Origin of the sequence: Erwinia tracheiphila (genome assembly GCF_021365465.1) — a bacterium.
In the GTDB taxonomy this organism is placed as follows: domain Bacteria; phylum Pseudomonadota; class Gammaproteobacteria; order Enterobacterales; family Enterobacteriaceae; genus Erwinia; species Erwinia tracheiphila.
Genome location: NZ_CP089932.1, coordinates 1,870,541 through 1,896,962 on the forward strand (window position 1 = coordinate 1,870,541; position 26,422 = coordinate 1,896,962).

At 47.5% G+C, this 26,422-nt stretch carries 21 protein-coding genes, 1 tRNA gene and 4 pseudogenes; 15 read left to right on the plus strand and 11 right to left on the minus strand.

The window, feature by feature from the left end:
* Positions 1 to 41 precede the first annotated feature (41 nt).
* A pseudogene (locus tag LU633_RS09860) lies at positions 42 to 347 on the minus strand (DDE-type integrase/transposase/recombinase); the annotation flags it as partial.
* A 74-nt stretch (positions 348 to 421) separates the two neighbouring features.
* On the opposite strand from LU633_RS09860, the gene LU633_RS09865 reads away from it, so the two are divergent.
* Complete coding sequence (locus tag LU633_RS09865; RefSeq protein WP_046371994.1) at positions 422 to 1,060, plus strand: hypothetical protein; 639 nt, start codon at positions 422 to 424, stop codon at positions 1,058 to 1,060.
* A gap of 45 nt (positions 1,061 to 1,105) precedes the next feature.
* Positions 1,106 to 1,803, plus strand: a pseudogene (locus LU633_RS09870) (IS1 family transposase).
* Between the two features lie 17 nt (positions 1,804 to 1,820).
* On the opposite strand, the pseudogene LU633_RS09875 reads toward LU633_RS09870, so the two are convergent.
* A pseudogene (locus LU633_RS09875) lies at positions 1,821 to 2,129 on the minus strand (site-specific DNA-methyltransferase); the annotation flags it as partial.
* 414 nt (positions 2,130 to 2,543) lie between these two features.
* Here LU633_RS09875 and LU633_RS09880 point away from each other — a divergent pair.
* A complete protein-coding gene (locus LU633_RS09880) occupies positions 2,544 to 3,584 on the plus strand; it encodes an IS481 family transposase (RefSeq protein ID WP_046371791.1) in 1,041 nt (346 codons plus the stop codon).
* Between the two features lie 59 nt (positions 3,585 to 3,643).
* Here LU633_RS09880 and LU633_RS09885 read toward each other — a convergent pair.
* Positions 3,644 to 4,810 (minus strand): annotated as a pseudogene (locus LU633_RS09885) (tyrosine-type recombinase/integrase); the annotation flags it as partial.
* 431 nt (positions 4,811 to 5,241) lie between these two features.
* On the opposite strand from LU633_RS09885, the gene LU633_RS09890 reads away from it, so the two are divergent.
* The 4 genes from LU633_RS09890 (at position 5,242) to LU633_RS09905 (ending at position 6,869) form a co-directional block, all read left to right on the plus strand.
* Entirely contained in the window at positions 5,242 to 5,490 is a 249-nt protein-coding gene (locus LU633_RS09890; RefSeq protein WP_016192177.1) for a DUF6387 family protein, read from the plus strand.
* 167 nt (positions 5,491 to 5,657) lie between these two features.
* Positions 5,658 to 6,200, plus strand: coding sequence for a DUF6387 family protein (locus LU633_RS09895; RefSeq protein ID WP_016192176.1), 543 nt, complete (start codon positions 5,658 to 5,660; stop codon positions 6,198 to 6,200).
* A 149-nt stretch (positions 6,201 to 6,349) separates the two neighbouring features.
* Complete coding sequence (locus LU633_RS09900; protein ID WP_016192175.1) at positions 6,350 to 6,538, plus strand: helix-turn-helix transcriptional regulator; 189 nt, start codon at positions 6,350 to 6,352, stop codon at positions 6,536 to 6,538.
* 34 nt (positions 6,539 to 6,572) lie between these two features.
* Positions 6,573 to 6,869: a hypothetical protein gene (locus LU633_RS09905; protein ID WP_016192174.1), complete on the plus strand. Its 297-nt coding sequence runs from the start codon at positions 6,573 to 6,575 to the stop codon at positions 6,867 to 6,869.
* A 306-nt stretch (positions 6,870 to 7,175) separates the two neighbouring features.
* Here the strand turns inward: LU633_RS09905 and LU633_RS09910 are convergent, their stop codons facing one another.
* Positions 7,176 to 8,216: an IS481 family transposase gene (locus LU633_RS09910; RefSeq protein ID WP_046371995.1), complete on the minus strand. Its 1,041-nt coding sequence runs from the start codon at positions 8,214 to 8,216 to the stop codon at positions 7,176 to 7,178.
* 1,132 nt (positions 8,217 to 9,348) lie between these two features.
* Between LU633_RS09910 and LU633_RS09915 the strand changes: the two genes are divergently transcribed.
* The gene (locus tag LU633_RS09915; protein WP_016192173.1) at positions 9,349 to 9,900 is read left to right on the plus strand and encodes a replication/maintenance protein RepL; all 552 of its coding nucleotides are present in this window, start codon (positions 9,349 to 9,351) and stop codon (positions 9,898 to 9,900) included.
* A 189-nt stretch (positions 9,901 to 10,089) separates the two neighbouring features.
* Here the strand turns inward: LU633_RS09915 and LU633_RS09920 are convergent, their stop codons facing one another.
* From LU633_RS09920 to LU633_RS09935, 4 genes are all read right to left on the minus strand, one after another.
* On the minus strand, positions 10,090 to 11,373 hold the full coding sequence (locus LU633_RS09920; protein ID WP_040465757.1) for a tyrosine-type recombinase/integrase: 1,284 nt from the start codon (positions 11,371 to 11,373) through the stop codon (positions 10,090 to 10,092).
* Between the two features lie 179 nt (positions 11,374 to 11,552).
* A tRNA-Asn gene (locus LU633_RS09925) sits at positions 11,553 to 11,628 on the minus strand.
* Between the two features lie 418 nt (positions 11,629 to 12,046).
* Positions 12,047 to 13,498 carry an AMP nucleosidase gene (locus tag LU633_RS09930; RefSeq protein WP_016192171.1) on the minus strand — a complete coding sequence of 484 codons (1,452 nt, stop codon included), beginning with the start codon at positions 13,496 to 13,498 and terminating at the stop codon, positions 12,047 to 12,049.
* 341 nt (positions 13,499 to 13,839) lie between these two features.
* Positions 13,840 to 14,976: an MFS transporter gene (locus tag LU633_RS09935; protein WP_016192169.1), complete on the minus strand. Its 1,137-nt coding sequence runs from the start codon at positions 14,974 to 14,976 to the stop codon at positions 13,840 to 13,842.
* Positions 14,977 to 15,642: 666 nt separating this feature from the next.
* On the opposite strand from LU633_RS09935, the gene cbl reads away from it, so the two are divergent.
* Both cbl and LU633_RS09945 read left to right on the plus strand, forming a co-directional pair.
* A complete protein-coding gene (gene cbl / locus LU633_RS09940; RefSeq protein ID WP_016192168.1) occupies positions 15,643 to 16,605 on the plus strand; it encodes an HTH-type transcriptional regulator Cbl in 963 nt (320 codons plus the stop codon).
* Between the two features lie 46 nt (positions 16,606 to 16,651).
* Positions 16,652 to 17,194: a GNAT family N-acetyltransferase gene (locus LU633_RS09945; protein WP_016192167.1), complete on the plus strand. Its 543-nt coding sequence runs from the start codon at positions 16,652 to 16,654 to the stop codon at positions 17,192 to 17,194.
* A 308-nt stretch (positions 17,195 to 17,502) separates the two neighbouring features.
* Here the strand turns inward: LU633_RS09945 and tnpA are convergent, their stop codons facing one another.
* Together tnpA and rne are read right to left on the minus strand one after the other, a co-directional pair.
* Positions 17,503 to 17,940 (minus strand): IS200/IS605 family transposase, encoded by a 438-nt coding sequence (gene tnpA, locus LU633_RS09950; RefSeq protein ID WP_016192166.1) that lies wholly within the window; start codon positions 17,938 to 17,940, stop codon positions 17,503 to 17,505.
* A 164-nt stretch (positions 17,941 to 18,104) separates the two neighbouring features.
* Complete coding sequence (gene rne / locus LU633_RS09955; protein ID WP_016192165.1) at positions 18,105 to 21,386, minus strand: ribonuclease E; 3,282 nt, start codon at positions 21,384 to 21,386, stop codon at positions 18,105 to 18,107.
* Between the two features lie 569 nt (positions 21,387 to 21,955).
* Here rne and rluC point away from each other — a divergent pair.
* On the plus strand, positions 21,956 to 22,918 hold the full coding sequence (rluC, locus tag LU633_RS09960; protein ID WP_016192164.1) for a 23S rRNA pseudouridine(955/2504/2580) synthase RluC: 963 nt from the start codon (positions 21,956 to 21,958) through the stop codon (positions 22,916 to 22,918).
* A 42-nt stretch (positions 22,919 to 22,960) separates the two neighbouring features.
* Here rluC and LU633_RS09965 read toward each other — a convergent pair whose 3' ends face one another.
* Positions 22,961 to 23,545 (minus strand): Maf family protein, encoded by a 585-nt coding sequence (locus tag LU633_RS09965; RefSeq protein WP_016192163.1) that lies wholly within the window; start codon positions 23,543 to 23,545, stop codon positions 22,961 to 22,963.
* Between the two features lie 142 nt (positions 23,546 to 23,687).
* On the opposite strand from LU633_RS09965, the gene yceD reads away from it, so the two are divergent.
* From yceD to LU633_RS09985, 4 genes are read left to right on the plus strand one after another with little or no spacing between them, the layout of a single operon-like run.
* Positions 23,688 to 24,209, plus strand: coding sequence for a 23S rRNA accumulation protein YceD (yceD, locus tag LU633_RS09970; RefSeq protein WP_016192162.1), 522 nt, complete (start codon positions 23,688 to 23,690; stop codon positions 24,207 to 24,209).
* 14 nt (positions 24,210 to 24,223) lie between these two features.
* On the plus strand, positions 24,224 to 24,394 hold the full coding sequence (gene rpmF, locus LU633_RS09975; protein ID WP_016192161.1) for a 50S ribosomal protein L32: 171 nt from the start codon (positions 24,224 to 24,226) through the stop codon (positions 24,392 to 24,394).
* Between the two features lie 23 nt (positions 24,395 to 24,417).
* On the plus strand, positions 24,418 to 25,452 hold the full coding sequence (plsX, locus tag LU633_RS09980) for a phosphate acyltransferase PlsX (protein ID WP_016192160.1): 1,035 nt from the start codon (positions 24,418 to 24,420) through the stop codon (positions 25,450 to 25,452).
* A gap of 6 nt (positions 25,453 to 25,458) precedes the next feature.
* The gene (locus LU633_RS09985; protein ID WP_016192159.1) at positions 25,459 to 26,412 is read left to right on the plus strand and encodes a beta-ketoacyl-ACP synthase III; all 954 of its coding nucleotides are present in this window, start codon (positions 25,459 to 25,461) and stop codon (positions 26,410 to 26,412) included.
* Positions 26,413 to 26,422: the final 10 nt, after the last annotated feature.

Sequence of the window (26,422 nt, forward strand, 5' to 3'; positions counted from 1 at the left end):
TATCGAATAAGGATTCAATACGCTCGTCGTAGGTTCTGATTGCCGTGATAACATTCAATGACGTTATTCAGGCTCTTAATCTGTCGGTGTTCAACATCGGGCGGACACCGGCCCTCCCGTTTCAGTCACGCCAGCGCCCGGCCATAAGTGGGAGCCTTATCTGTGTTGATGAGACAGGGGGCCTGCCAGCCTTTCACGTTATTTAAAATCTTCCCGGGAAAACGATATGCCGCTTTGCTGTTACGACGCTAAGAGAGATAAAAATCGATGGTGCGTCCTTTGCTGTCAACAGCCCGGCACAGGTAAGTCCATCTGCCGTTAACTGTGATATAAGTTTCACTGGGGTGCAAGAACGAAGCAGCCTGGATTGCCATTTTGCTTGAGTCTGCCAGCAATGAATCCTTTATCCGGAGGTGCATTAATGCGTTCCGATAATGTGGTAGTAAAAGAGAGCGGTATTGATAACGATGAGATAAATAATCAGGACGACAGAATATTTCCGGTTTTCTTTATGTTTATCTCGCTTGTCAACCTGATTTTTTGTCTTGGTTTTATCTTTTTTATCGATCTGAAAATTGCTTTTATGATTGCGTTGTCGTGTTACCTGTTAATCGTTGCTCTTGAACTGAAGCATGACATCAGGTCACCTGTCTCGATCTTTATGCTGATGATGTATGTGGTATTAACAATATTGTCATGGTTCGACGTTTATATCGGTCATCGCACTGGGATTATTATATTTACTTCGCTGGCGCTGCTGGTTGGAGGGTTTTTACTTTTACTGGCGAATAAACCATTTACAGCATTCTACTCTACCGGGCGGGGATTGCAATCGCTGCACTACACCAATTCTGCCCTGTGGTTGCTGGCGTATCTGCTGTCACTCTTTTTCAGTATCTGGTTTGTTCCGGAAATTGAATTTATCCTGGTTCCCTACGCGGTCTGCATTACGGCTGGCGTGGTCACTATATTGTTGAGCCTGGTGTGGTTTGGCAATGCCAATATCAGAAAAGACGCCTTTTCTATCAATAATTTTGATTTCAAAAGAATCAGGTCGTGACGCAGACTTGCTGATCACGTATGCTTTGCGATTTGGATGTAACATATGGCTAAAGTTGATGTCGTCTGCCCTCAGTGCAATGAAACTCATGCTGTACGATGTAACGGACATTCAGCATCCGGTGCCCAACGTTAGATCTGCAAGCATTGTTCAAAGACCTTTCTGCTCAACTTTAGCTACTCCGGTGCCAAACCAGACACACACCAGACCATTGTTAATATGGCCATGAATGGTTACGGATGTCGCGATACCGCACGGGTTCTCGGTATCAGCCTCAATACGGTTCTGCGGCACGTAAAAAAATTTCGCCAAAGCAGGTAGCTGAGAATATCGACCCCGAAACGGAGGTTGTTATCTGCTGTGAAGCCGGTGAACAATGGTCTTACGTGCGGTGTAAAAGCAATCCCCGGTGGTTGTTCTATGCTTATGACCGTATCCGCAAACGTGCTCTGGCCCACGTCTTCGGCCCGAGAAATGCCCCGACCCTGCGACGATTGCTGGCCCTGTTAAGCAAATTTAACCTTGCCTTTTATATGACAGATGCCTGGCCGGTTTATAAAGTTCTGTTAAGTGCAACAGGCCACGTGGTGAGCAAGAAATATACCCAACGGACAGAACGGCATAATCTTAATCTTCGCACACATATCAAACGACTGACCCGCAGAACAATTTGCTTTTCGAAGTCAGAGGAAATGCACGATAAGATCATCGGTTGGTATCTTACTCTTCATCATTATCAATAAATCTGCGTCACGACCCTTTTTTGTAGAAGCTTTAACACTTCAAGGTTATCACCCTCGATCATCAGATTCTTGGTGTTATCCCAATCAACGCTTTCATCTTTACATGGGCGTAAGGTGCCACGGGAAGGGGTAAGAGCAAGCTGACGAGCCTGACGCTTACCATGCCAGTTCAGGCCATAGCGTTCTTCTTTTTCGTCTACATTTTCACCCAAAAGATGTTTTAAAACGTCAAAATCAATGCCGTTTTCATTAAAGGCTTCAGGAAACAAAGAGTTAAGTTTGCTGATATTATCTTCAGTGATATTCATTGATTGTAGTTCTGTCATATCAGAAGTTATTTTTTTTCATAAAAAGTATCCGTCATGAGGTCACGGGAAAGCAGTGTCCGAAATTGGTAAGCATTTTACGGTATGAAGTGATAGCCATCAACCAGTGGTGGTTATTCAAATACATTCAAAACAAAGGGTTACATGCGGTTATGTGATGGGTTATCAAGCAGTTAGCCGTAATTTTCTAACTCAAAGTGTTCACCTCTGGGCAAACTCAAACGGTCTGACCATACCGTTGATGTTGGCATCAAGGAAATCAGCCTACCACTGCAACATCAGGCGGCGCTGGTCAGGGTGCCTGGCTTTATGTGTATTAGTCGCGACTTGATCTGACACTGGACCTTGAAAGGTTGAGAGTTACCGGTTTTGATATGGGTGTCTAATCCTTAAACAAAACGCGAGGTAACTCTCATGATTCATACTAACAATCCCATCATCAAACACAAAGCCGGCCTGCTCAATCTCGCCGAAGAACTCGGTAACGTATCAAAAGCCTGCAAGATCATGGGCGTGTCACGCGACACGTTTTACCGTTATCAGGAACTGGCTGCTGAAGGCGGCATCGATGCGCTGATTAACCAGAACCGCCGCGTCCCCAACCTGAAGAACCGCGCCGACGAAGCCACTGAACGCGCTGTTGTTGAATATGCCGTTGAGTTCCCGGCCCACGGGCAACACCGGACCAGTAATGAGCTGCGTAAAAAAGGCGTGTTTATCTCCGGTAGCGGCGTGCGCTCCATCTGGCAACGGCACGACCTGGAGAACTTCCGTAAACGCCTGAAGGCACTTGAGGAAAAGGTCGCCAGAGAAGGCATCGTGCTTACCGACGCTCAAATCGCAGCGCTGGAGAAGAAGGCCCACGATGACGAGGCCAGCGGAGAAATCGAAACTGCTCACCCGGGTTATCTCGGGTCGCAGGACACCTTCTACGTGGGCAATCTGAAAGGTGTGGGTCGTATCTACCAGCAGACGTTCGTGGATACGTACTCGAAAGTGGCACACTGCAAGCTGTATACGAGTAAAACGCCGATCACCGCCGCAGACCTGCTCAATGATCGCGTACTGCCGTTCTACGAGGCTCAGGGACTGCCGATGCTGAGGATCCTGACCGACAGGGGAACGGAGTACTGTGGTAAGGTGGAGCAGCATGATTACCAGCTGTATCTGGCCATCAACGATATCGACCATACAAAAACGAAGGCGATGTCTCCGCAGACGAACGGCATCTGCGAGCGCTTCCATAAAACTATTTTGCAGGATTTTTATCAGGTTACGTTCCGTAAGAAGTTATACGAAGACCTGGAGAGCCTGCAAACGGATCTGGACAACGGGTTGTGGCATTACAATAATGAGCGAACTCATCAGGGAAAAATGTGCTGCGGGCGTACGCCAATGGCCACGTTACTTGATGGTAAACGAGTCTGGGCAGAAAAAAATCTGAACCAGATGTAATCTGACAGACACCTGTATAAATAACCGGTAACTGTCAGATCAGGTCTGAGCTAGTACACTTTATGGGTATAAGCTGCACGGACACTGTTGCTTTCCTTATGGCTCATCTGAAGCTCTACAGCGTCTTCTGACCATAGCCCGGACTCAATTAAGGCAACTACATCCAGTGTTCGGAAACCGTGTCCACAGATGTCCTGCTTCGTGTCATAGCCCATATTGCGAAGCGCTTTGTTGATGGTGTTTTCACTCATGGGCTTAAACGAGTCATAACAGCCAGTAAAGATTAATCCGTCATCATGACCTTCTTCATAAGTCAGTTGTCGGATCTCTTTCAATATCTTCATGGCCTGCTTACAAAGGGGAACGAAGTGCTTACGCTTCATTTTGGCCCCACGAGTCGAATGTTTGACGTTTTCAATTGCTTCCCGCTGTTCGGGTATCACCCATAACTTACTTTTGACATCAATTTCAGACCAGCGAGCGAAACGTAGTTCACTGGAACGAATGAAAATCATCAGATTGAGCTGAATAGCCAGTATGGTTAACCTGCGACCTTTGTATCCGGCAATTTTTTTCAGTAGTTGGGGTATTTCTTCCAGTTCCAGCGCAGGGCGGTGTTCAGTATGAGGTTTCTGAACAGCACCTTCCATATCATAGGCTGGGTTATGGCGTATCAGTTTTTGCTGTACGGCATGACGGAGGATCGCGGTAATATATTGCTGAATGCGCATGGCGACTTCAAGATAACCAAGAGCCTCCACCTTTTTCACCGGAACCAGCAGATTACCCGTATCCAGTTCGGCAACATCTTTATCTCCAGTCGCCGGGAAGACATAGGTTTCAAGGCGCTTCCATACGGAATCACCATAATCTTCTGACCATTTTGTTTTCGTGGAGAACCAAGCTTTAGCTACAATACTGAAAGAGCGTGTCTTATCACGCTTGGCCTTTAGTTCTTTAACTTCGGCTTGTTTCCTGGCGTTAGGATCAATGCCCTGAGCAAGAAGCCTTCTGGCCTCATCACGCCGTTGTCTCGCATCAGCAAGTGAAACAGCAGGGTAGACACCGATGGAGAAGATTTTTTGCTTTCCTTCGAAGCGATAAGCCATCTGCCAGTATTTGTAACCCTTCGGGGTAACGCGAAGGAACATACCAAAGCCGTCGGTCAGCTTGTATTCCTTCTCGAGGGGTTTTGCATTTTTTGCTTTACTATCAGTCAGTGACATGCCCTCCCCTCGTTTGTTGGTAAAAGCGCAATCGAACTACCATTACCAACATATTTACCAGCAAATGGGTATGGCTTCGAGTGGTTTTTGGTGAACGAGGGTGAATGACTGAAGAGAGATAACCAACGGATAGAAATGAAGAAAGCAGACGTTAGTGAACGTCTGCTTTCTTGAATATGGCTCCTCTGACTGGACTCGAACTTCATCTGTAACTCCTTCTGTTATTGGGTTTTAAAAAGTTAACTGACTTTTTACCAGCATTTTTACCAACATTATTTAATCTGTATGGGTGAAAAGTCAATAATATTCAATTATTTATCTCATTTTACGTCAGTAGACATCACAAGAATTGTTACCTAAGAAAATCAAACCTGTCAACTTTTGGAAACCGCTATCGTATAGTAACAGCCTGTTTATAAGAGGGATTACTGATGGCAACCGTAGCTAAAAAAGTTGAGTTAACAAAATGGTTTAAGCCTGAAAATTATAATGTTTTAAAAGATATAACCGTAATGCAACTTTGCCAGGAGATCCGCAAACGAAAGGCAATGTTCGAAGAACTGGAAGAAGAACTGGAAGAAGAACTGGAAGAAGCGCTGGAAAGCGATGAACCTGAATGGTGTGTGAGTCAGGCTAACCTTGAAGAAAGGGAGTTAATATTCTCAGGGAAGCCCTTGTGAGCCTCTGGGCCAACAGAATACGATGCAGAGTCTTATGAAAGTGATCAACATGTCAGGCTTATGACTGCTGGTAAGCTTTATCAGTTGGAAGGGTACATCAAAGAGACCGGATTGCTTGACTACGGAGAAAAAACGGTAACATTCCACACAGAAAAAACAGGTACGGGTTGCAGCTACCTATCCTGCGATACAAACAGATACGTGTTCAGCAACTGATTGAATCTCGGAATCTTACTGACGAGCAGAAAAAGAGCCTGGTTCGAAGGGCAATAAGTGTGATCAATCTTGAGATTGATATGAGTCTGTCAACGGATGATCAAATCATTGAATCAATGCGCTATCTGTTAGACCGATGGCGTAAGCAAATTGGCATCAAGCCGAAACCAAGCCAGTATATTTATGGTTTCGGGGAAGCGATGGTTCAAAAAATAGTTGATTTTCGAGTCATTCCTCTTTTAGACCTTCTTTATCACGCAAAATTAAATAATTACAAACTCAGTGACAAGGATCTGGAACAGCTTCTCTACCATTGGGGCATGGAGGATTGCCGTGATCAGGTGCAAATCAAAGAAACAGACAGGCCACTTGCCAAGAAAGCACTTACCAACGAATTTGATAATCTCTTCACGATGTTTTTGTATAAAAACATACACTTAATGGATATGAAGGTAAGCGAAGTGTACGAGCTGAATGAGAAGAAAAAAACATAATGTGAAAGTCAAGGGATAAGAGAAATAGTCTTATCCTTGTAAACAAGCTTCTCAGAGATCCCCAGAAACATCTCGTTAATTCCATCAATTTTTTCATACCCCCAAATCTCCGATAATTCTCCTCGTCGAAACAAACAGGAGAAAACAACATGAATAAAAAATTAATAAGAATGCACGAAGTCCTTAACAGAACAGGATTTTGTAGGGCATGGATTTACAAGCTTATTAAACAGAAACGGTTTCCTGAACCAATAAAGATCGGTGAAAGAGCTATTGCCTTTATAGAAAGTGAAGTTGATAACTGGATAGATAATTTAGTTAACAGTGCAAGATCTTAAATTTGAAAATTAAAAAATAACAGAGGAATGAAACATGAATAAAGATAAATATTACGAAATGCTCCATACGACTGCTTACATCATCAAGAAAGGACACGATGAAGCTAAAAAATCACTGTCATTAACAGATGAAGGATTAAAAGACTGCATGGATTTAATAAATCCTATTCTTGAACTTATGATCACCAGATCATTAGAAGAAGAATATGGCATAGAAGAAACCAATGAGTTTTTAGAATTATTTTCTAATGCGTCAGGTGAAGATTTTGAAAATCATATTCAAAATATGATTATTAATGGCGATGCAGTCGAATTAAAAAATAACAAATAACATTCAAGTAAGGGTAAGTATCCCGTTCAACGGGATACTTACATTGCAACCATGTGAGATTTTTAATCTCACCAATGGGTTTCGATCGGAAAATGTTACTAAAACTGGACGTGCCGTCAGTTTGTATAACTATTAAGAATGATTTTCTTAATTTTTTTTATGTATAGAACCCCGCACAACCTTATGTTGTGCCTGTGAGGTTCATGATGGTTGAAGATCTTCATCATTAACTCAGTAGAAAAATAATATGTACTAGCTCAGACCTGATCTGACAGTTACCGGTTATTTATACAGGTGTCTGTCAGATTAAATCTGGTTCAGATTTTTTTCTGCCCAGACCCGTTTACCATCAAGTAAAGTTGCCATTGGCGTACGCCCGCAGCACATTTTACCCTGATGAGTTCGCTCATTATTGTAATGCCACAACCAGTTGTCCAGACCTGCCTGCAGGCTTTCCAGGTCTCCATATAACTTCTTGCGGAACGTAACCTGATAAAAATCCTGCAAAATGGTTTTATGGAAGCGCTCGCAGATACCGTTCGTCTGTGGAGACATCGCCTTCGTTTTCGTATGGTCGATATCGTTGATGGCCAGATAAAGCTGATAATCATGCTGCTCCACTTTACCACAGTACTCCGTACCCCTGTCGGTCAGTATTCTCAGCATCGGCAGTCCCTGAGCCTCGTAGAACGGCAATACGCGATCATTGAGCAGGTCGGCGGCGGTGATCGGCGTTTTACTTGTATACAGCTTGCAGTGTGCCACTTTTGAGTACGTATCCACAAACGTCTGCTGGTAGATACGGCCAACCCCTTTCAGATTGCCAACGTAGAAGGTGTCCTGCGAGCCCAGATAACCCGGATGTGCCGTCTCGATTTCTCCGCTGGCCTCGTCATCGTGGGCCTTCTTCTCCAGCGCTGCGATTTGGGCATCGGTAAGCACAATGCCTTCTTTAGCGACTTTCTCCTCAAGCGCCTTCAGGCGTTTACGGAAGTTCTCCAGGTCGTGTCGTTGCCAGATGGAGCGCACGCCGCTGCCGGAGATAAACACGCCTTTTTTACGAAGTTCATTGCTAGTCCGATGCTGACCATGAGCCGGGAACTCAACGGCGTACTCAACAACCGCACGTTCCGTGGCCTCATCGGCGCGGTTCTTCAGGTTGGGTACCCTACGACTTTGATTAACCAGCGCATCAATACCGCCTTCTTCAGCCAGTTCCTGATAACGGTAAAACGTGTCTCGCGACACGCCCATGATCTTACAGGCTTTTGATACGTTACCGAGCTCTTCGGCCAGATTGAGTAAACCGGCTTTGTGTTTGATGATGGGATTGTTAGTATGAAGCATGAGAGTTACCTCGCGTTTTGTATAAGGATTCGACACCCATATCAAAACCGGTAACTCTCAACCTTTCAAGGCCCATTGTCAGATCAAGTCGCGACTAATACAAATAATAACAAGGCATCTGCTTCTATGCCTTTTTGGGGCAACCAGCAATCCCTGTATGAGCTGATAGCCATTGGTGACTTTTTTCTTCGCTACATACTCGCTTGCTCGCATTACGCAAAAATAAAAAATTGGGTAAATAGCTTGTCTTGATTTCGCTAACGCGCTCAATCGCTAAAATCCATGCAAATGTTCTAACGAACGTTTGCTGATTCTCGCCCTTTTGATTTAAATTTTAAAGTAGATTTTCTTCATCTGATGAAGTGATTTACTTCATTTTTCACACTTGAAACGAAGAAAAGTCTTCAAGCGATGAAAAAAATGGTTTTGGCAGAAAACCTATACTTTTTAAGTCGTCAGTGCGCGTGAGCGCATAGCGGTTTTGCTGACAGTAGGAAGCAAAAACAAGACAGCTTCTGTATCAAAGGTTTTAATTTTAAAGCAGTATATGAGCAGGCGAATATGCTGCACAGGAAAACTAATAAAAAAGATAATAGTTACGTCCTGACCTGCTGGTTGCCCTTTCAAAGGGCAAAGAAGCATGAGTCAGGGATTATGTGTGTTTTAGTTAAAGAAGAATTATGATCAAATCCTTTAAACCCAATGACGCAACCTAAAAGTTGCGTAGCTTCTTTAATTAAAAAATGAAACCTAATGACGCGGAATAAAATCCGTGTAGGGTTACATAAAATGAACGAAGATCATAAGGTATTTTTATCTCATAAAAAAAATGACGATCATCTGACGCTTCGCTATATATTAATAATGAAGAAGGAAACTGCCCTCAGACCAGATATAGACTTAAACAAAGTTCGCGATCCGGTGACTTAAAGTCCGTGGTTTGGTGACTTTAATCGATTATTATTCTCATTCAAACTCTTCGAGTTCATTTTTGAATAATATTTTGATACTTCAAGTGTCAGTCTTTGATACTTGAAATTCTATTTATTTAAAAATAAATGTACTTTAAGTATTGACTAATAAAATAAATATGTTAATTAAAATATAATAACAATAATAAAAGGAAAATAAAATGTCACAACAGATAACGAATAAATCAAGAAGAGGATTACAGCGCCATGTGAAAAACCCATTTATAATTTCTGCGAGCAACAATACAAAAGGCGGGGTCAAAAGAATATCAACAGGGAAAGACAGACTTATGGTCGTCAATGAGAATACGGGAGAATATTTAGGTGGGGCCGGTTTTTTTCAATACCAGGAAGTGGATAAAACTCAGTTTTTAAAACTCTATGTTAATGGCGTCAGAGCGATCACTGAGTTATCTTCGGCAGGAACAAAGGTCTTCGAAATACTGTACAGAGCAATGCAGGAGCAGAAGGACACTGACACAATTTTAATGTCGTATGATATTGTAGATAAAACGATTGTTAAAATATCCAGAACGACTTATTTTAAAGGTATGAAAGAGTTGGTGGAAAAGAGTTTCATTGCTGAAACTATGATCCAGAATTATTACTTCATTAATCCTGATTTTATATTTAATGGTGATCGCCTGTCATTTGTTAAATCTTATATTAAATGCGAATCAAAAAATTTCAACTTAAACAAAAGCCGTTGTTAATGTAAAAACTGTACCTTAATATATTGTCTGTATTAAGGTACAGTTCAATTCACTACGGCAGTTTATTTGAGCCTGTAATTTAATATTCAGTATTAACATTTTTTGCTTGAATGTCATTGCAGGATTTTATTATTAATTTTTTCTTTACCATTTAGCCCCTTATAGAGGGGCCTTCCCGTTATCGTTATTCTAATGATTTTTATTAGTTGCGAAATCAAACGGTCTTACCATAGAATTCTTATTTGCATCGAGAAAATCAGCCCACCATTGTAACATTAAGCGGCGCTGTTCAAGATGTTTGGCCTTATGTGTGTAGGCTGCACGGACATTGTTCTTTTCCATATGGCTCATTTGAAGTTCAACAACATCTTCTGACCAGATACCTGATTCAATCAGAGCACTACAAGCTAGGGTACGGAAACCATGACCGCACAAGTCGGTTTTGGTGTTATAGCCCATTTTACGTAGCGCCTTGTTGATTGTGTTTTCACTCATAGGCTTCATCGCGTCATAACAGCCCGTAAAGATAAAATCGTTATCATTGTTTACGCCATAAGTCAGCGTCTTTATCTCTTCAATAATGATTAGAGCCTGATTACACAGTGGCACGTAATGTTTCCTTCGCATTTTAGCACCACGAGCAGAATGCTTAATGCCCTCAATTGCTTCACGCTGTTCCGGGATGACCCAAAGCCCACTCTTAAAATCGATTTCTGACCATCTGGCGAAGCGTAGTTCACTGGAACGCACAAACGTCAGGAGATTGAGCTTGATCGCCAGTAACGTGAGCCTGCTACGTCCCTGATAACCATCAATACGTTCCAGAAGTGCTGGTATATCTTCCAGTTCAATTGCAGGTCGATGTTCTGTCTGTGGCTTCTGTACAGCACATTCCAGATCATAGGCAGGATTGAAGCGGATTATCTTTTGCTGAACAGCATATCGCAGGATAGCGGTAGCGTACTGTTTTACCCGCATAGCGATTTCAAGATAACCGAGTGTTTCAATCTTCTTGATTGGAACCAAAAGATCACCCGTATCTAACTCACCTATATCTTTGTTGCCGATATCAGGAAACAGGTAAGTTTCAAGACGAGTCCAGACTGAGCGCTGATAATCTTCTGACCAGGCAGTTTTGGTTGCAAACCAGCTTTTAGCAACGGTTTTAAAAGCGCGTGTATTGTTACGCTTTTCCATCTTGGTTTTGTTGTCAGCCAGTTTTTTAGCGCTGGGATCAATTCCGGATGCTAAAAGTTTTTTGGCCTCGTCTCGGCGTTGTCTTGCATCTGCCAGAGAAACGGTAGGGTATACACCGATGGAAAACACCTTTTGTTTCGCTTCAAAACAATAACCCAACTGCCAGTACTTTGAACCGTTAGGGTGTACCAGCAGGTAGAGGCCGAACCCGTCAGTGAGCTTGATAGCCTTTTCAGAAGGCTTGGCATTTTTTACTTTTGTATCAGTGAGTGGCATGACGGTATCCTCTATTTGCTGGTAAAAAGAAAACCGAACCAGCTTTACCAGCATTTTTACCGGCAAGAGGGTGTAGCTTCGAGTATTTTTTAATAGACGTGAGTAGACAAGCTAGAAGGGTTAACCAATTGATAGAAAGCAAAAAACCAGACGTCAGTAGACATCTGGTTTCTTTAAATTGGCTCCTCTGACTGGACTCGAACCAGTGACATACGGATTAACAGTCCGCCGTTCTACCGACTGAACTACAGAGGAATCGTTTGAACGGGGCGCATCATATCCAGCATGCTCAGAGATGTCAAAGTCTGTTTTTATATAAACCGTTCGATTGCTGAATAAAACAGCATTTTTATGCATTTATTATTTCAGTCCATAGGATCACGGCATTGCCTGGCCATATGCCATGCTCCAGACCGAACCTCTCTGGTACATCGCGTGGGGCATTTTCCATGAAATTTTTATGGGGATCGTTATAACTTGCTATTGTTCCAGAACGTTATTTGTAAAAGTGCTGACTGAAGGTTTTTATTGCCTGTGCGACGAAAACCCGCATGTCGACGACTTCTCATCCTGGCCGGGTGAGTCAGCGGGATGACAGAGCGCTCTCTGATGCGATTGCAGTGATCCAGCCTGGCAAATCGATTTAATCCGGCAGGCTTGCCTGCCGTGAATTTTATCTGAATGGGGGTTCGTCAAAGGTACGTAGTTTGCGGGAATGAAGCCTGTCGCCCTCAGCCCGAAGCAGGTTGATGGCACAAATGCCAATTTGCAAATGTTCCGATATTGCCCCTTCATAGAAGCGATTGGCCTGGCCCGGTAACTTGATTTCACCATGCAACGGTTTGTCAGAAACACACAGTAACGTACCGTAAGGTACTCGAAAACGGTAGCCCTGGGCAGCAATGGTGGCACTCTCCATATCTACCGCCACCGCACGGCTGAGATTAAAACGCAATGCCGAAGCCGCATAGCGAAGCTCCCAGTTACGATCGTCCGTGGTCACCACCGTGCCTGTGCGTAAGCGCTGTTTAATCTGCTCACCGTGCATGCCGCTCACCTCACGGGTGGCATCAAACAGTGCGCGCTGGACTTCGGCAATGCTGGGAACCGGAATACCCGGCGGTAGTAGGGCATCAAGCACATGATCGTCGCGCAGATAAGCATGTGCCAGCACGTAATCACCAATGCCCTGACTTTCACGCAGTCCGCCGCAGTGGCCTATCATCAGCCAGGTATGCGGGCGCAGTACCGCAAGATGGTCGCAAATGGTTTTCGCGTTGGATGGGCCAACGCCGATATTGATGAGCGTAATGCCCTGGACATCTTTAGCAATCAGGTGCCAGGCTGGCATCTGGTGATTTTTCCAGGCAAGCCCGGAAATGGTTTCCTGTGGATTTGGTGTATCTGCATTAACGTAGATACTCCCCGCGCAGGAGAGCGCTTCATAGGGTGAGTGAGGATCGGCAATTTGCTCACAGCCCCAGCGGACAAATTCATCGACATACCGGGTGTAGTTGGTGAACAGAACATAAGACTGAAAATGTTCTACCGGAGTGCCGGTGTAATGGCGCAGTCGTGCTAATGAGAAATCAGTGCGCAGGGCATCAAAGTGCGACAGTGGCAGCGCGATACCCGGCTGATAAATACCGTCGGCATTTTCATCGCCAATTTGTGCCAGTTCAGTGGTGGGAAAATGTCTGGCCAGTCCGGAGCTTATGCTGCGATCCAGACTAAAACTAGCCCCGTCAATGACATAAGGAAAGGGAATTTCCTGGTGTGAGGGGCCGACTTCAAGCTTAATGGGGTATTCACTGCTCAATATCTCCAGCTGTTCGGCCAGATAATGACGGAAAAGAGCGGGGTGGGTCACGGTGGTAGCATAGCTGCCAGGACGGGTGAAACGACCAAATGCGCGCGACGTTTTATGGTGGGTATCATCACCTTCCCAGCTTACGCGTAGCTCAGGATAGACAAACAACCCTTTCTCACGCAGCGTTTCATCCGGCAATAAACCATTCTCGGTATAGTCAGTGATGGCTTTGCGCAGCGCATCAACGGCATTTTCATAATATGACTCCAGCTGATCCAGAGCTTCCATTACCGATAAGTGTGCAGATTGCGTCATCTTATATCCTCATTCCTGTTTGTTCGTGGACATGTTAGCCGAAAGTTAAGGGCGGCGTCTGCCAGGAGCGAAATTTAACACTGGCGGTCATGTGCCGATAAAAAGCGGGTGCTGTGCAGGAAGAATGCCGCAAGCGATGCGCGCCTGCCTGCCGTGTTTTCTGGCTGCGTTAAAGCAGATCTGACGTGGCTTTCAGCCCACATCGATCGGTGCGCCAACAAAGCGGGTTTTAGTTGCCAGACGAAATCCACCTGAGTTGCGCGGAATTTGCGGGCCAGTAGAGTCATCGTAATCAGAGAAGGCCGCACTGTTATCATCGGCACCTTCTGTAAGTGCGGGGGTTACTCCAGGGATCGTGATTCAAGCAGTTTTCTGATACTGAATGACAATATTGCGGCGAATACCATCAGTCCTGTGACAAGAATAAAACCATGTGTAACAGAACTGTGATGAGCGATATAGCCAATTATTGCTGGGCCGGCCAGCACACCGATGTAGCCCAGCGTCGTCACCGCTGGCACGGCAACCATCTGTGGCATGCTGGTTTGTTTGCCAATCTGCGTGAACATAATGGGTACCACGTTGGCACAGCCAGCGCCAATCAGCAGATAACCCAAAAGCACTACGGGTAGCGTCTCAGCATTGATCACCAGCAGAAATCCTGTTATGGCGGTACTGCTACCTGCCATGACTACCTTCAGCGAGCCATATTTCGCGACGATCCTGTCACCGCTCAGTCTGCCAATGGTCATTGCCGTGGCAAACGCAGCAAAGCCCAGACCTCCAAGGGTATCCGGAAGATGGCGGCTTTCCACCAGATAGAGCGCGCTCCAGTCAAGTACCGTGCCTTCTGCCATAAAAAAAATGAAGCAAATCAGCCCCAGGATTAATACGGTGCCCCTTGGGATTGCGAATACCGGGCCTTCCGCAGGGTTTGCGTATGGCAGCATGCCTTTATAACTGAGCAACAGCAGCAGCGAAACCGTTGCGACGACAGCCAGAGTGGCACTAACAACACTCAGTCCACTGCTCATTAATCCCGTCATTATCCCCGCACCCGCAATGCCGCCTGCACTGAACATACCGTGAAAACTTGACATCACGGGCTTATCCGACAATTTCTCCACCAGAATAGCCTGCACATTCATCGCGCAGTCAGTGATGCCGACGCCGACACCAAAAATTAACAGGCTCAATGCCAGTAAAATTGGACTGCTGACTACCGCCAGAAAAGGGATGGAAAAAAGAATAATGCAGGTTGCAGCGGTAATAACCGCCCTGCATCCCCATCTGGAGGTCAGGGTTCCGGTTAGCGGCATAGCAACAATCGCGCCGAAGCCCAGGCAAAGTAGCAGTGTGCCCAGCAACGCTTCATTGACGCCAGTGTTTATCCTGGCAAAAGGAACAATCACCGCCCAGGCAGCGGTAACAATCCCGGCAATAAAGAAAACGATCCGTGTGGATAATGTTTCACTCATTCTTATGTCCGTCAAAAGTGGCTAAAAAGAAGATAGCGCCAGCATCATTTTCTACAGGTTGTAAGTGGATATAGCCCGGTAAGGTAATCAGGTTTTGTATGAGAATAATAAGTGTGGTCATATCAGGCCAGCAAGACGCCGCCGCGCAGAATGGCTCTATATCATAAATGAAGAGGGATGATCAGAACATTGATAAAAAGCAAAAAACCAGGCGTCGGTAGACATCTGGTTTCTTTAATTTGGCTCCTTTGACTGGAGAGTTGATTTCTAATAACATCATGTATTATATGGATTTTTTATTCATAATAAAAATACCGAAAAAGACCCAAAAGTTAAAAAATAATTTTTTTGTATTATATTTTTGAGGTGGTGGTTAATAAATGAATACTTGTACATGAACCATTTCAAAATTTTTGTTAACAGATGACCTGGAACAATACACTTAGCGATACCTGCGGCTCAGGCAGTAAAAAATGTTTTGTTATAATTGCTAAATAACCCGTCACATGAGGTGCGTGAACTGATGCTGGTTGGCTAAAGGTGCGCTGAGAAGCCACCATGCTGTTATCACTAAAAAGCATATAAGACCTCTTTTTATTATTTGTTGCTATCGATTTGCATCCTTAACATGATGCGAACCGAACGATAAGAAAAAGAGGAATCTGCGTGAATTTCCAGCAGCTTAAGATTATCCGTGAAGCAGCACGCTGCGATTTCAATCTTACCGATGTCGCTAACACGCTGTTTACTTCTCAGTCCGGTGTCAGCCGCCATATCCGCGATCTGGAAGAAGAACTGGGCGTGGAGATATTCATTCGTCGTGGCAAACGGTTACTCGGCATGACCGAGCCGGGTAAAGCACTGCTTACCATTGCTGAACGCATTCTTGATGAGGCTGGGAAAATTCGTCGCCTTGCCGATGTGTTCACCAACGAATCCAGCGGTGTGTTAACCATTGCCACCACGCATACGCAGGCCCGTTACAGTCTGCCTGAGATCATCAAAGCTTTCCGTACCCTTTACCCGAGTGTACGACTGGTACTTAATCAGTGCTCACCGCAGGAGATTGCTTCCATGTTGCTGTCGGGAGAGGCGGACATCGGCATTGCCAGCGAGCAGGTGATGAGTGTACCTTCGCTGGCGGCATTTCCCTGGTTCAACTGGCATCACGCTCTGCTGGTGCCGAACGACCATCCGCTGGAATCTGAACAGCCGGTTTCTCTGGCTGCTCTTAGCCGCTATCCGCTGGTTACCTATCGACAGGGTATTACTGGCCGTTCGCGGGTTGATCGTGCTTTCCAGGCCGCAGGGCTGACCCCGGATATTGTACTTAGCGCACAGGACAGTGATGTGGTGAAAACCTATGTCAGTCTGGAGTTGGGCGTCGGCATCTTGGCGGACCAGGCCTGTCAACCAGATGAGCATTCCGGTATGACCAGACTGGAGGCGAAACATCTGTTTGAATCTAATACGGTGTGGCTGGGGCTGAAGCGTGGTCAGCTCCAGCGTAATTACGTCTGGCAGTTTCTTGAGTTGTGCAACGCCAATCTGTCGTTGGAGGAGATCAAACGCCAGGCATTGTCGCCTGAGCCCGACGACACGCCGCCCGCGATTGATTTTCAAATCTGAAACACAGCGTGGTACTTCATTGTGGGCGGTGGTAAGGCGATCTCCGATGCCCGGTAAAGTCTGTCGCTTCGGAACGAAAGATGGGTTTAATGCATCGGAAATGGGTAAAGCGCTCTATAAGAAGCTGGGCTTTGTGGAAACTGGTATGGTTGAACAGCATCAGTGCCGTGAGCTTCCCTCGGTGATGGTGGTTGCGCCAGTGCATAACGTAGCGATGCGCGTGGCCCGGCGTGAGGATACCTATGTGCTGGTGGCGCTGGAACGACAGGCACACGGGCAGTATCGCCCGGAGCTGATTGCCAGCCTGTTTGACAGCGCACAGCGTTTTCTGCTGCTGGAGCGTGCAGGGCGTATCACGGGTTTTGCCTGCCAGCGTTCTTTTGGTCATGGACAGGCTATCGGCCCGGTGATAGCAGAAGATCTGGCTGGGGCGAAAGTACTGGTCAGTGAATTACTCAGCGGCCTTGACGACTGTCTGAATGCTCTGGGGATAGCGCAGGTAGACAGTTCCACTACCATGGTCAGAGGTATGGCATGGCAGCCTGACGGCGTGCAGTCATTCTGGCTGATGACCCAAGCGATGGCTTGATGGCGCTGCTGTGTAATATGCCAGCTTTGCTGGCAACATGGGCAGCGGATTTATCTTTTCTCTAATGGTGAGATCTCGGCCGTTCCCATTTAGCGCAGGTATCTTGTGGCGAGCCTGGCGGTGTAAAGGGGCGGAAGTGGGGGGACCCTGTACACGATTCTGTGTAAATGCCTTTTCTCAGTAGTGACCGCCTGAGCGTTCACCTTTGACGTGGTGGCAGTTACACAGAATTATTTACAGGGTCTAGCAGGTGGCATTGATTTCGCCCCACAGGGGCGCACTAAGTCCAGACTCAGAGAGCCTTCCCTTCACACTTCTTTCAGTGGAAGCTGGCTCTCTTCAACTTCATGTTTTTCCTGATACTTCACGTACTTTATTATCATTTCTTCGTTTATACCTACGGTATCGACACAATAACCTCTTGCCCAAAAATCATTCCCCCACTGCTTGTTCTTACGCAGGCAGGGAAATTTACTGAACAATCGAAGGACTGCTTTACCCTTTAAGTCGCCTGTTACATGGGAAATCGAAAGCCATGGAGGCACTTTTACCCGCAAATGGACATGGTCTGTCTGGACATTCAGCTCCACTACTTCTATCCCGGGCTGCTCACCTGAGATCCTTATCGGCTTACAGACCTCTTTACCAACATTGTTCCTGAGAATGCGAAACCTGTACCTGGGTGTCCATACGATATGATATTGACAACACCAGAGCACATGAGATGCTTTCTGGTATCTGCTCATGGTTAAATCCCTGGCAGTTATGGGGATAACAGATTCGGATTTTCCCATGAGTAGCATGACTGGCACAGCCAGCTTATTGCTGACCACCTCCACAGGAGGTGGTGTTCATGCAGGGATAAAAAGCCCTGGTCTTGCCGGGGCTGTTACATTCAGGTCCGCAGATGTTAGTGCGGTCGCGTTGCTGGTGCTGTTGCTTTGTGGGTGGCGGAATGCCCACCTGCCGAGCCTTTCCCGGCAAAGTTAAACATCGGCCGCACCCAGTCGCTGTGACGAACCGATTCCGGCTGCCAGTCCGGGGCGGGCGCTTTGGTTATCGGTGCCATTGCGTGATGTTTAAAGGCTGGTTGGGCAATCGCAGCGTCAGTTTCCGTCTGCTCAGTGTGAGTTGGGAATGATGCAGCTTGTTCAGGCTGCTCTTCTGCAACATGCACTGGCTCCGTTGGATGGGCAACCGCCTGATCCCGCGCCGGAACTGGTGCGTGAGGCTCTGTTACCTCAACTGGCGCAGCATTTTGCACTGCGTCAACGTCAGCGATCGTTTTTGTACTGGTGTCTGACACGATCGCCGTCGCAGTATTTTCCCTTTCTTCGACGTGCTTTACGACAGCTTTTGTTTCTGTCGGTGCCTCGTTAGCTGGCTGTGTTTCAGCCAAGATCTCACGGGCGGTAGCCTGGTCGGCGACAGAAATAACGGCAGGCTCTTGGTTAACCGATACAGCAATGGCCTCACTTTCACAGTTGTGAACCGACGTGATTTGCGGCTGGTGTTCCGGCATCGTCGCAGAGTGCTGAACAGACCCGGCGTCGACCTGCGCTTTTTCCTCAGGGATGTTTTCATCCATGACGGTTGCCGCCATTGCGTCAGCGGTTTCCTCATGGCCATAATCCGGGACAACAGAGCGTTCGATCTCACTCTCTTCGGCCACCTGTGCGACAGGATAGGAAATCCAGACTTTGCCAGACGCCATTTCTGGCGATGCAGCAGCAAACGTCAGCGGCATTGGCGACTGAGCTGGATAACGCTCATCACGATAACGGCGGCGGCGTTGTCCACTGACGCGCAGGTGGCGCGGTGAACGACGCGAGCGGCGCGGCATGCTGTTAGTATCCGTCTCTTCTGGCTCTGCCACACTTTCAGCCGTGTGTGTAGTCGGTTGAGTGTCAGGTGTCTCGGTGGCAAACGCGCGGGCAGCCGTTTGCTCTGCCGTTTCGATGCGGATTTTTTGACTCAGCTGGCGCGGTTTACGGCGAGGCATCACCTGAATCTGCTCTTCGCTGTTATCAACGATCGGCTCGGCCTGAGGGATTTCGCTGACTTTTGCTTCCTGTATCGCAGGCCGTTCAGTTCGGTGCTTACGATCGTTACGGCGTCCAGGCTGAGTGTCATCGCGCTGTTGGCTATGGTTTTCTTCGGCTACCTGTTGCTCGTCGCGAATTTCGCTTTGAGCAGCATTGCTACGTTTGTTACGGCGGCTGTCTTCCGCTGTGGTATCGCGGTCACGCACCATACGTTGGTTGCGGTTGCTGTTACGTTCATTCCGAGCACTTTTGTTGCGTTCGGTATTACGCTCGTTGTGTTCACTGCTATTACGCTCGCGGCGATTATTCTGACGACGGCTGTTGCGCTGTTCATTACGCGGCGCACTGCTGTCCTCGGATTTCGTCGTTTCACCTGAGGCTGCCTGTACTTGCGCTTCCGGTTGGCTGTCCGCACTGAAAAGACGCTTTAAACCTCGCGCAAGGCGACTCAGTAGCCCGGGTTTATCGCTTTGTTCTGTGCTGTCTGTCTGTGGTTGTGCTGAATGGGCGCTGCCCTGTTGCTGTACTGGAGGCGCGTCCGTCATCACAAAGGCGGAAAGGGCGGGTTGTTCAGAGCGTTTACGCTCCGCATGCTCTTCTTCAGAAGAAGGTAATGCCATTTCGGCTTCATGCAGCTTAGGAAGATGGTAGCTTAACGTCTGGGTTTCTTCGCCACTGCGTACGCGCAGAACGGAATAATGTGGGGTTTCCATCAGATCGTTTGGTACGATAATAGCCCGTACGCCACCCTGACGTTTTTCAATCGCACTCACAGATTCACGTTTCTCATTCAGCAGATACGATGCAATCTGTACCGGAACGATAGCGTGTACTTCTTTAGTGTTCTCCTTCAGCGCCTCTTCTTCAATTAAGCGCAGGATGGAAAGCGACAGCGATTCGTTATCACGAATGGTGCCTGTGCCGCTACAGCGCGGGCAGACATGATGGCTTGATTCACCCAGCGAAGGGCTGAGGCGCTGACGTGACATTTCCAGCAGGCCAAAACGGGAAATATGGCTGATTTGAATGCGCGCCCGGTCCTGGCGTACCGCATCACGCAGGCGATTCTCCACCGCGCGCTGATGACGGACCGGCGTCATATCAATAAAGTCGATCACGATCAGGCCACCAAGATCGCGCAGGCGTAACTGACGGGCGATTTCATCGGCCGCTTCAAGATTGGTGTTAAAAGCGGTTTCTTCAATGTCGCCCCCACGCGTGGCACGGGCGGAGTTGATATCGATTGCGGTCAGCGCTTCGGTAGTATCAATAACAATGGAGCCGCCGGAAGGCAAGCTCACTTCACGTTGGAAGGCTGATTCAATTTGCGATTCAATCTGGTAGTGGCTGAATAGCGGGATTTCACCCGTGTAAAGCTTAATTTTGCTGCTAAAGTCGGGGCGCCCCAGCGCAGCGATATGCTGACGGGCCAGTTCCAGAATTTTTGGGTTATCAATCAGGATTTCACCGATATCCTGGCGAAGATAATCGCGGAATGCGCGCACGATAACGTTGCTTTCCTGATGGATCAGGAAAGGTGCAGGGCGGCTTTCGGCGGCTTTCTTAATGGCTTCCCAATGCTTAATGCGAAAGCTCAGGTCCCACTGCAATGCTTCCGCTGATTTACCCACGCCAGCGGTTCGAACAATCAGCCCCATACCTTCAGGAAGTTCCAGTGCGGACAGCGCTTCTTTTAATTCAGTGCGGTCATCACCTTCAATCCGACGTGAAATCCCCCCCGCGCGAGGATTATTGGGCATTAATACCAGATAGCTACCCGCCAGGCTGATAAATGTGGTCAGGGCTGCACCTTTGTTACCGCGTTCTTCTTTATCAATCTGAACAATAACTTCCTGACCTTCACGCAGCACGTCTTTGATATTGGGACGACCGTGGGAAGAATAATTAGCGGGAAAGTATTCGCGTGAGATTTCTTTCAGGGGAAGGAAGCCATGTCTTTCAGCACCATAATCGACGAAGGCAGCTTCAAGGCTGGGTTCAATGCGGGTGATTTTGCCTTTATAGATGTTGGCTTTCTTTTGTTCGTATCCGGGACTCTCGATATCCAGATCGTACAGGCGCTGTCCGTCCACAAGTGCGACACGCAGCTCCTCCTGCTGAGTTGCGTTTATTAACATTCTTTTCATCGTAACTTACTCATTATTCTTGCATTAGTGACAAAGCTACGGGCAGTAGTAACGCTGGACGTGGTCAACCGATGACCCCAGGTCTCATGGCAAAGCCGTCAACCTCCCGGATGTCGGTAGCTACAGGGGCGCAAATTCTCGGCAGCCTGTTTTTCAGCTGGAAAAACAGCACTTTTAAAAGGGGGGAACCGCCAGTGTGAACCTGAATGAACCAATCCCGTCTTTCGTCCAGGCTGCAACCCGCAGCCCGTTAAATGCCTGATTACACAAAACGTCTTATGCCATTGCTGCGTGTATGGGTTATCAGGCAAAATTTTTTAAGCAATTTTCTTGTTTACCCGGGGTTAACATGGGAAACCGAAACATTATTCCATTGCTAACGTTGTGATAGCAAGGTGACTTTTCTTGCTCCGCCAACTTTATGCCAGCTTTTATCACTATTTCGCTCAGTTTGTTCTACAAACTGATTGAAAACTGTACGAATAACGTTTCTGGCTTAACGCCGCCAATGAGTAAAGCACAGAAAAAGAGGTGGCGCTATTCACAGCCTCTATTTAGAATCCCCGACCATGAAAACCAATACTCCAGTCGTACAGAAGGTGACAATTTCTGCTGATGAAGCAGGTCAACGCATCGATAACTTTTTACGCACGCAGCTTAAAGGCGTACCTAAAAGTATGATTTATCGCATCCTGCGTAAGGGAGAGTTGCGCGTTAATAAAGGCCGAGTTAAACCAGAATATAAACTGGAAGCGGGGGACGAAGTGCGTATTCCCCCGTTGCGTGTGGCTGAACGTGAAGAAGAAGCCGTTTCCCCTAAGCTTGCAAAGGTTGCAGCACTGGACGGGGCAATTTTATTTGAGGATGATCACCTGCTGGTGCTGAATAAACCTTCCGGCACAGCGGTACATGGCGGGAGTGGACTTAGCTTTGGTGTTATTGAAGGATTAAGGGCGCTGCGGCCCGATGCGCGATTCCTGGAACTGGTGCACCGGCTTGACCGCGATACATCCGGTATTTTGCTGGTGGCGAAAAAGCGCTCTGCTTTGCGTTCGCTTCACGAACAGCTCCGTGAGAAAGGAATGCAAAAGGATTATCTGGCATTGGTAAAGGGACAGTGGCCCTCACATCTCAAAACGGTGCAGACACCGCTGCTGAAAAATATTTTGCAAAGTGGTGAGCGGGTGGTCCGGGTCAGCTCCGAGGGAAAACCTTCAGAGACCCGTTTTAAAGTTGAAGAGCGCTACGCATACGCGACGCTGGTTAAAGCCAGTCCTGTGACCGGACGCACTCACCAGATTCGTGTACATACCCTGCACGCTGGACATCCAATTGCTTTTGACGATCGCTATGGAGAGAAATCCTTTGATATGCAGCTGGCAGGCAGCGGGTTGAAACGGCTTTTTTTGCACGCGCTGGCCTTACGCTTTACCCATCCTGCAACGGGCGAAGTGATGCGTGTAAAAGCCCCATTGGATGATGAACTCAAAGGATGTCTGCAGGCGCTACGTAAAAATGCGCCGATGAAGTAGTCAGGGTTGTAATGGCGAATTAACGGTTCGACGCCAGCATATTTACTGCATCAAAGGATTGATTCCTGCTTCACGCAGCATCTCGCACAGGGCAATAAGTGGCAACCCCACTAGCGTGTTGGGGTCCCGGCCTGTCAATGTGTCAAACAGTGTTATCCCAAGCCCCTCGCTTTTAAAGCTGCCGGCACAATTCAGTGGTTGTTCTTTGCGCACATAATGGATGATTTCGGCCTCGGTAAGCTGGCGAAATGTCACGCTAAAGGGTTCACAGATCACATTAAGGCGATCGAAACGGGTGTCCAGCAGGGCCAGCCCAGTATAAAAAATGACGGACTGACCGCTGGCAAGGCGTAATTGTTCATACGCATCTGCTTGCGTGTGAGGTTTGCCGGTTATTTTCTCGTTTACCATGCATACCTGATCGGAGCCGATAATAACGTGTTGAGAATAGCGCGTTGCCAGTGCACGGGCTTTTTCTTCCGCCAGACGCATAACTAACTCGGTGGCAGATTCGTCGGGAAGGAGCGTTTCATCGACCTCGGGTGCCGCTGTCATGAAGGGCATTCCCAGTTTTTCTAAAAGTGATTTTCTGAATGGTGAAGTCGAGGCAAGGATAAGCAGCGTCATTTTTTTCCTGATTGAGATAGCAAGCCAATAGTGGACATTCTGGATAGTGTGCCTCATCCGTTGCGACATTTCAGGAGAAAGATGCTGTAAAACAGCCTTTTTCTTTGACTCTGTGTCATGACAAAGTTAATATTCGCGCCCTATGCAAAAAGTAAAATTACCTCTGACTCTCGAGCCGGTACACGCCGCTCAAAAACGTCTTGATTATCAGGGCGTTTATACTTGCCAGCAGGTGGAGCGTCTTGCTGAATCGGTAGTCAGCGTGGATACAGATGTGGAATGTTCCATGTCTTTTGCGATTGATAATCAGCGTCTGGCTGTGCTTAAGGGTACTGCTACTGTTTCCGTTACGCTGTGTTGTCAACGCTGTGAGCAGTCTTTTCCCCATGCCGTCCATGTAAAGTATTGTTTCAGTCCGGTTGTCAATGACGATCAGGCTGAGGCTCTGCCGGAAGCGTACGAACCGGTCGAAGTCAATGAATTTGGCGAAATCGATCTGTTAGCAGTAGTGGAAGATGAGATCATCCTCGCTCTGCCTGTCGTTCCGGTTCATGATTCTGAACACTGTGAAGTGTCCGAGGCGGACATGGTCTTTGGTAAACTGCCTGAAGAGGCGGAAAAACCAAATCCATTTGCCGTATTAGCCAGTTTAAAGCGTAAGTAACAGGAGTAAGGTCCATGGCCGTACAACAGAACAAACCAACCCGTTCCAAACGTGGTATGCGTCGCTCTCACGATGCATTAACCACCACCACTCTTTCCGTAGATAAAGTTTCTGGTGAAACACATCTGCGACATCACATCACTGCGGATGGTTATTACCGCGGCCGCAAGGTCATCACTAAGTAATTTCTGGCCCAGCCGGCGATACTTTGACACGATTGACCTTGGCGATAGATGTGATGGGCGGGGACTTCGGTCCTTGCGTAACAGTGCCTGCGGCAATGCAGGCACTGGCTTCTGATTCGCAGCTGTATCTCCTTCTTGTCGGCGATCCCGATGCTATCTCGACATCACTTACAACAGCGGATTCTGCCTTGACGGCACGTTTGCAGATTATTCCTGCCGAATCAGTTATTGCCAGTGATGCCAGGCCTTCTCAGGCTATTCGTCAGAGCAAAGGCTCTTCGATGCGCGTGGCGCTTGAGCTGGTAAAGGCAGGAAGAGCAGATGCCTGCATTAGCGCGGGTAACACCGGTGCCCTGATGGGACTGGCAAAGCTATTACTTAAACCGTTGGACGGTATTGAACGACCGGCATTAATGACGGTGTTGCCTAATCAACAGCAGGGCAAGACCGTGCTGCTCGATCTGGGTGCAAATGTGGTGTCTGATAGCGCAATGCTGGTGCAGTTTGCTGTGATGGGCACTGTCGTTGCGGAAGAAATTCTTGCCATTATGACCCCAAGAGTGGCTTTACTGAATATTGGTGAAGAAGAAAGTAAGGGCCTGGACAGCATTCGTGAGGCTGCGGCTGTCCTTCGTAACTTGCCAGACGTCAACTATATTGGATACCTCGAAGGCAACGATCTTCTGACTGGAAAAACTGATGTGCTTGTCTGTGATGGCTTTATCGGTAACGTAACGCTGAAAACGATGGAAGGCGTGGTCAGAATGTTTCTTTCTCTGTTTAAGTCGCAGCCTGAAGGGACAAAAAGGCGCTGGTGGCTGACTCTGGCCGGGCGGTTGCTGAAAAAGCGTCTGGCGAAGCGTTTTGGTCATCTTAATCCAGACCAGTACAATGGTGCCTGTCTGTTAGGGTTGCGCGGAACGGTGATCAAAAGTCACGGCGGTGCCAGTCAGGCAGCGTTTACTGCGGCAATAAAACAGGCAGAGCAGGCGGTGCGGCGGCAGGTTCCTTGGCGGATTGCCACGCGCCTTCAGGCTGTATTACCTAAGAGTGACTGAGCGTACATGTATACGAAGATTATCGGTACCGGCAGCTATTTGCCCGAAAAGGTGCGGACTAACGCCGATCTGGAAAAAATGGTGGATACCTCTGATGAGTGGATTGTCACTCGAACCGGTATCTGTGAGCGGCGCATTGCGGCTGCCGATGAAACTGTTGCATCAATGGGTTTCCAGGCGGCAGAGCGCGCACTGGACATGGCGGGTATAGAACAGAATGAGATTGAGCTGATCGTGGTCGCAACCACCTCTTCCAGCCATGCTTTTCCAAGTTCTGCCTGCATCATTCAGCAAATGCTCGGTATTAACGATGCCACTGCGTTTGATCTCGCAGCAGCCTGTGCTGGTTTCGCTTATGCCTTAAGCGTTGCCGACCAGTATATTAAAAACGGCACGGTCAAACACGCGTTGGTTATTGGGGCAGATGTGTTAGCGCGCACGCTTGATCCGGATGACCGCAGCACCTTGATTTTGTTTGGTGACGGTGCAGGTGCGGTTGTGCTGGGTGCAAGTGAACAACCCGGTATTATTTCGACTCATCTTCACGCAGATGGTCGTTATTCACAATTACTGACGCTTCCCTACCAGGATCGTCAGCATCAGGAACAACCTGCCTATCTGACCATGGCGGGCAATGAAGTTTTCAAAGTCGCCGTAACTGAACTTGCACATATCGTGGATGAAACGCTACAGGCTAACAACCTCGATCGCGAGGCAATTGACTGGCTGGTGCCTCATCAGGCTAACTTGCGTATTATCAGCGCGACCGCTCGTAAGTTGGGGATAGGCATGGAAAAAGTGGTGGTGACGTTGGATCGCCATGGTAACACGTCCGCAGCTTCTGTACCTTCGGCGCTGGACGAGGCGGTGCGTGATGGCCGTATTCAGCGAGGCCAACTGATTTTGCTGGAAGCGTTCGGTGGCGGTTTTACCTGGGGCTCGGCACTGGTCCGTTTTTGATTATCAGGAT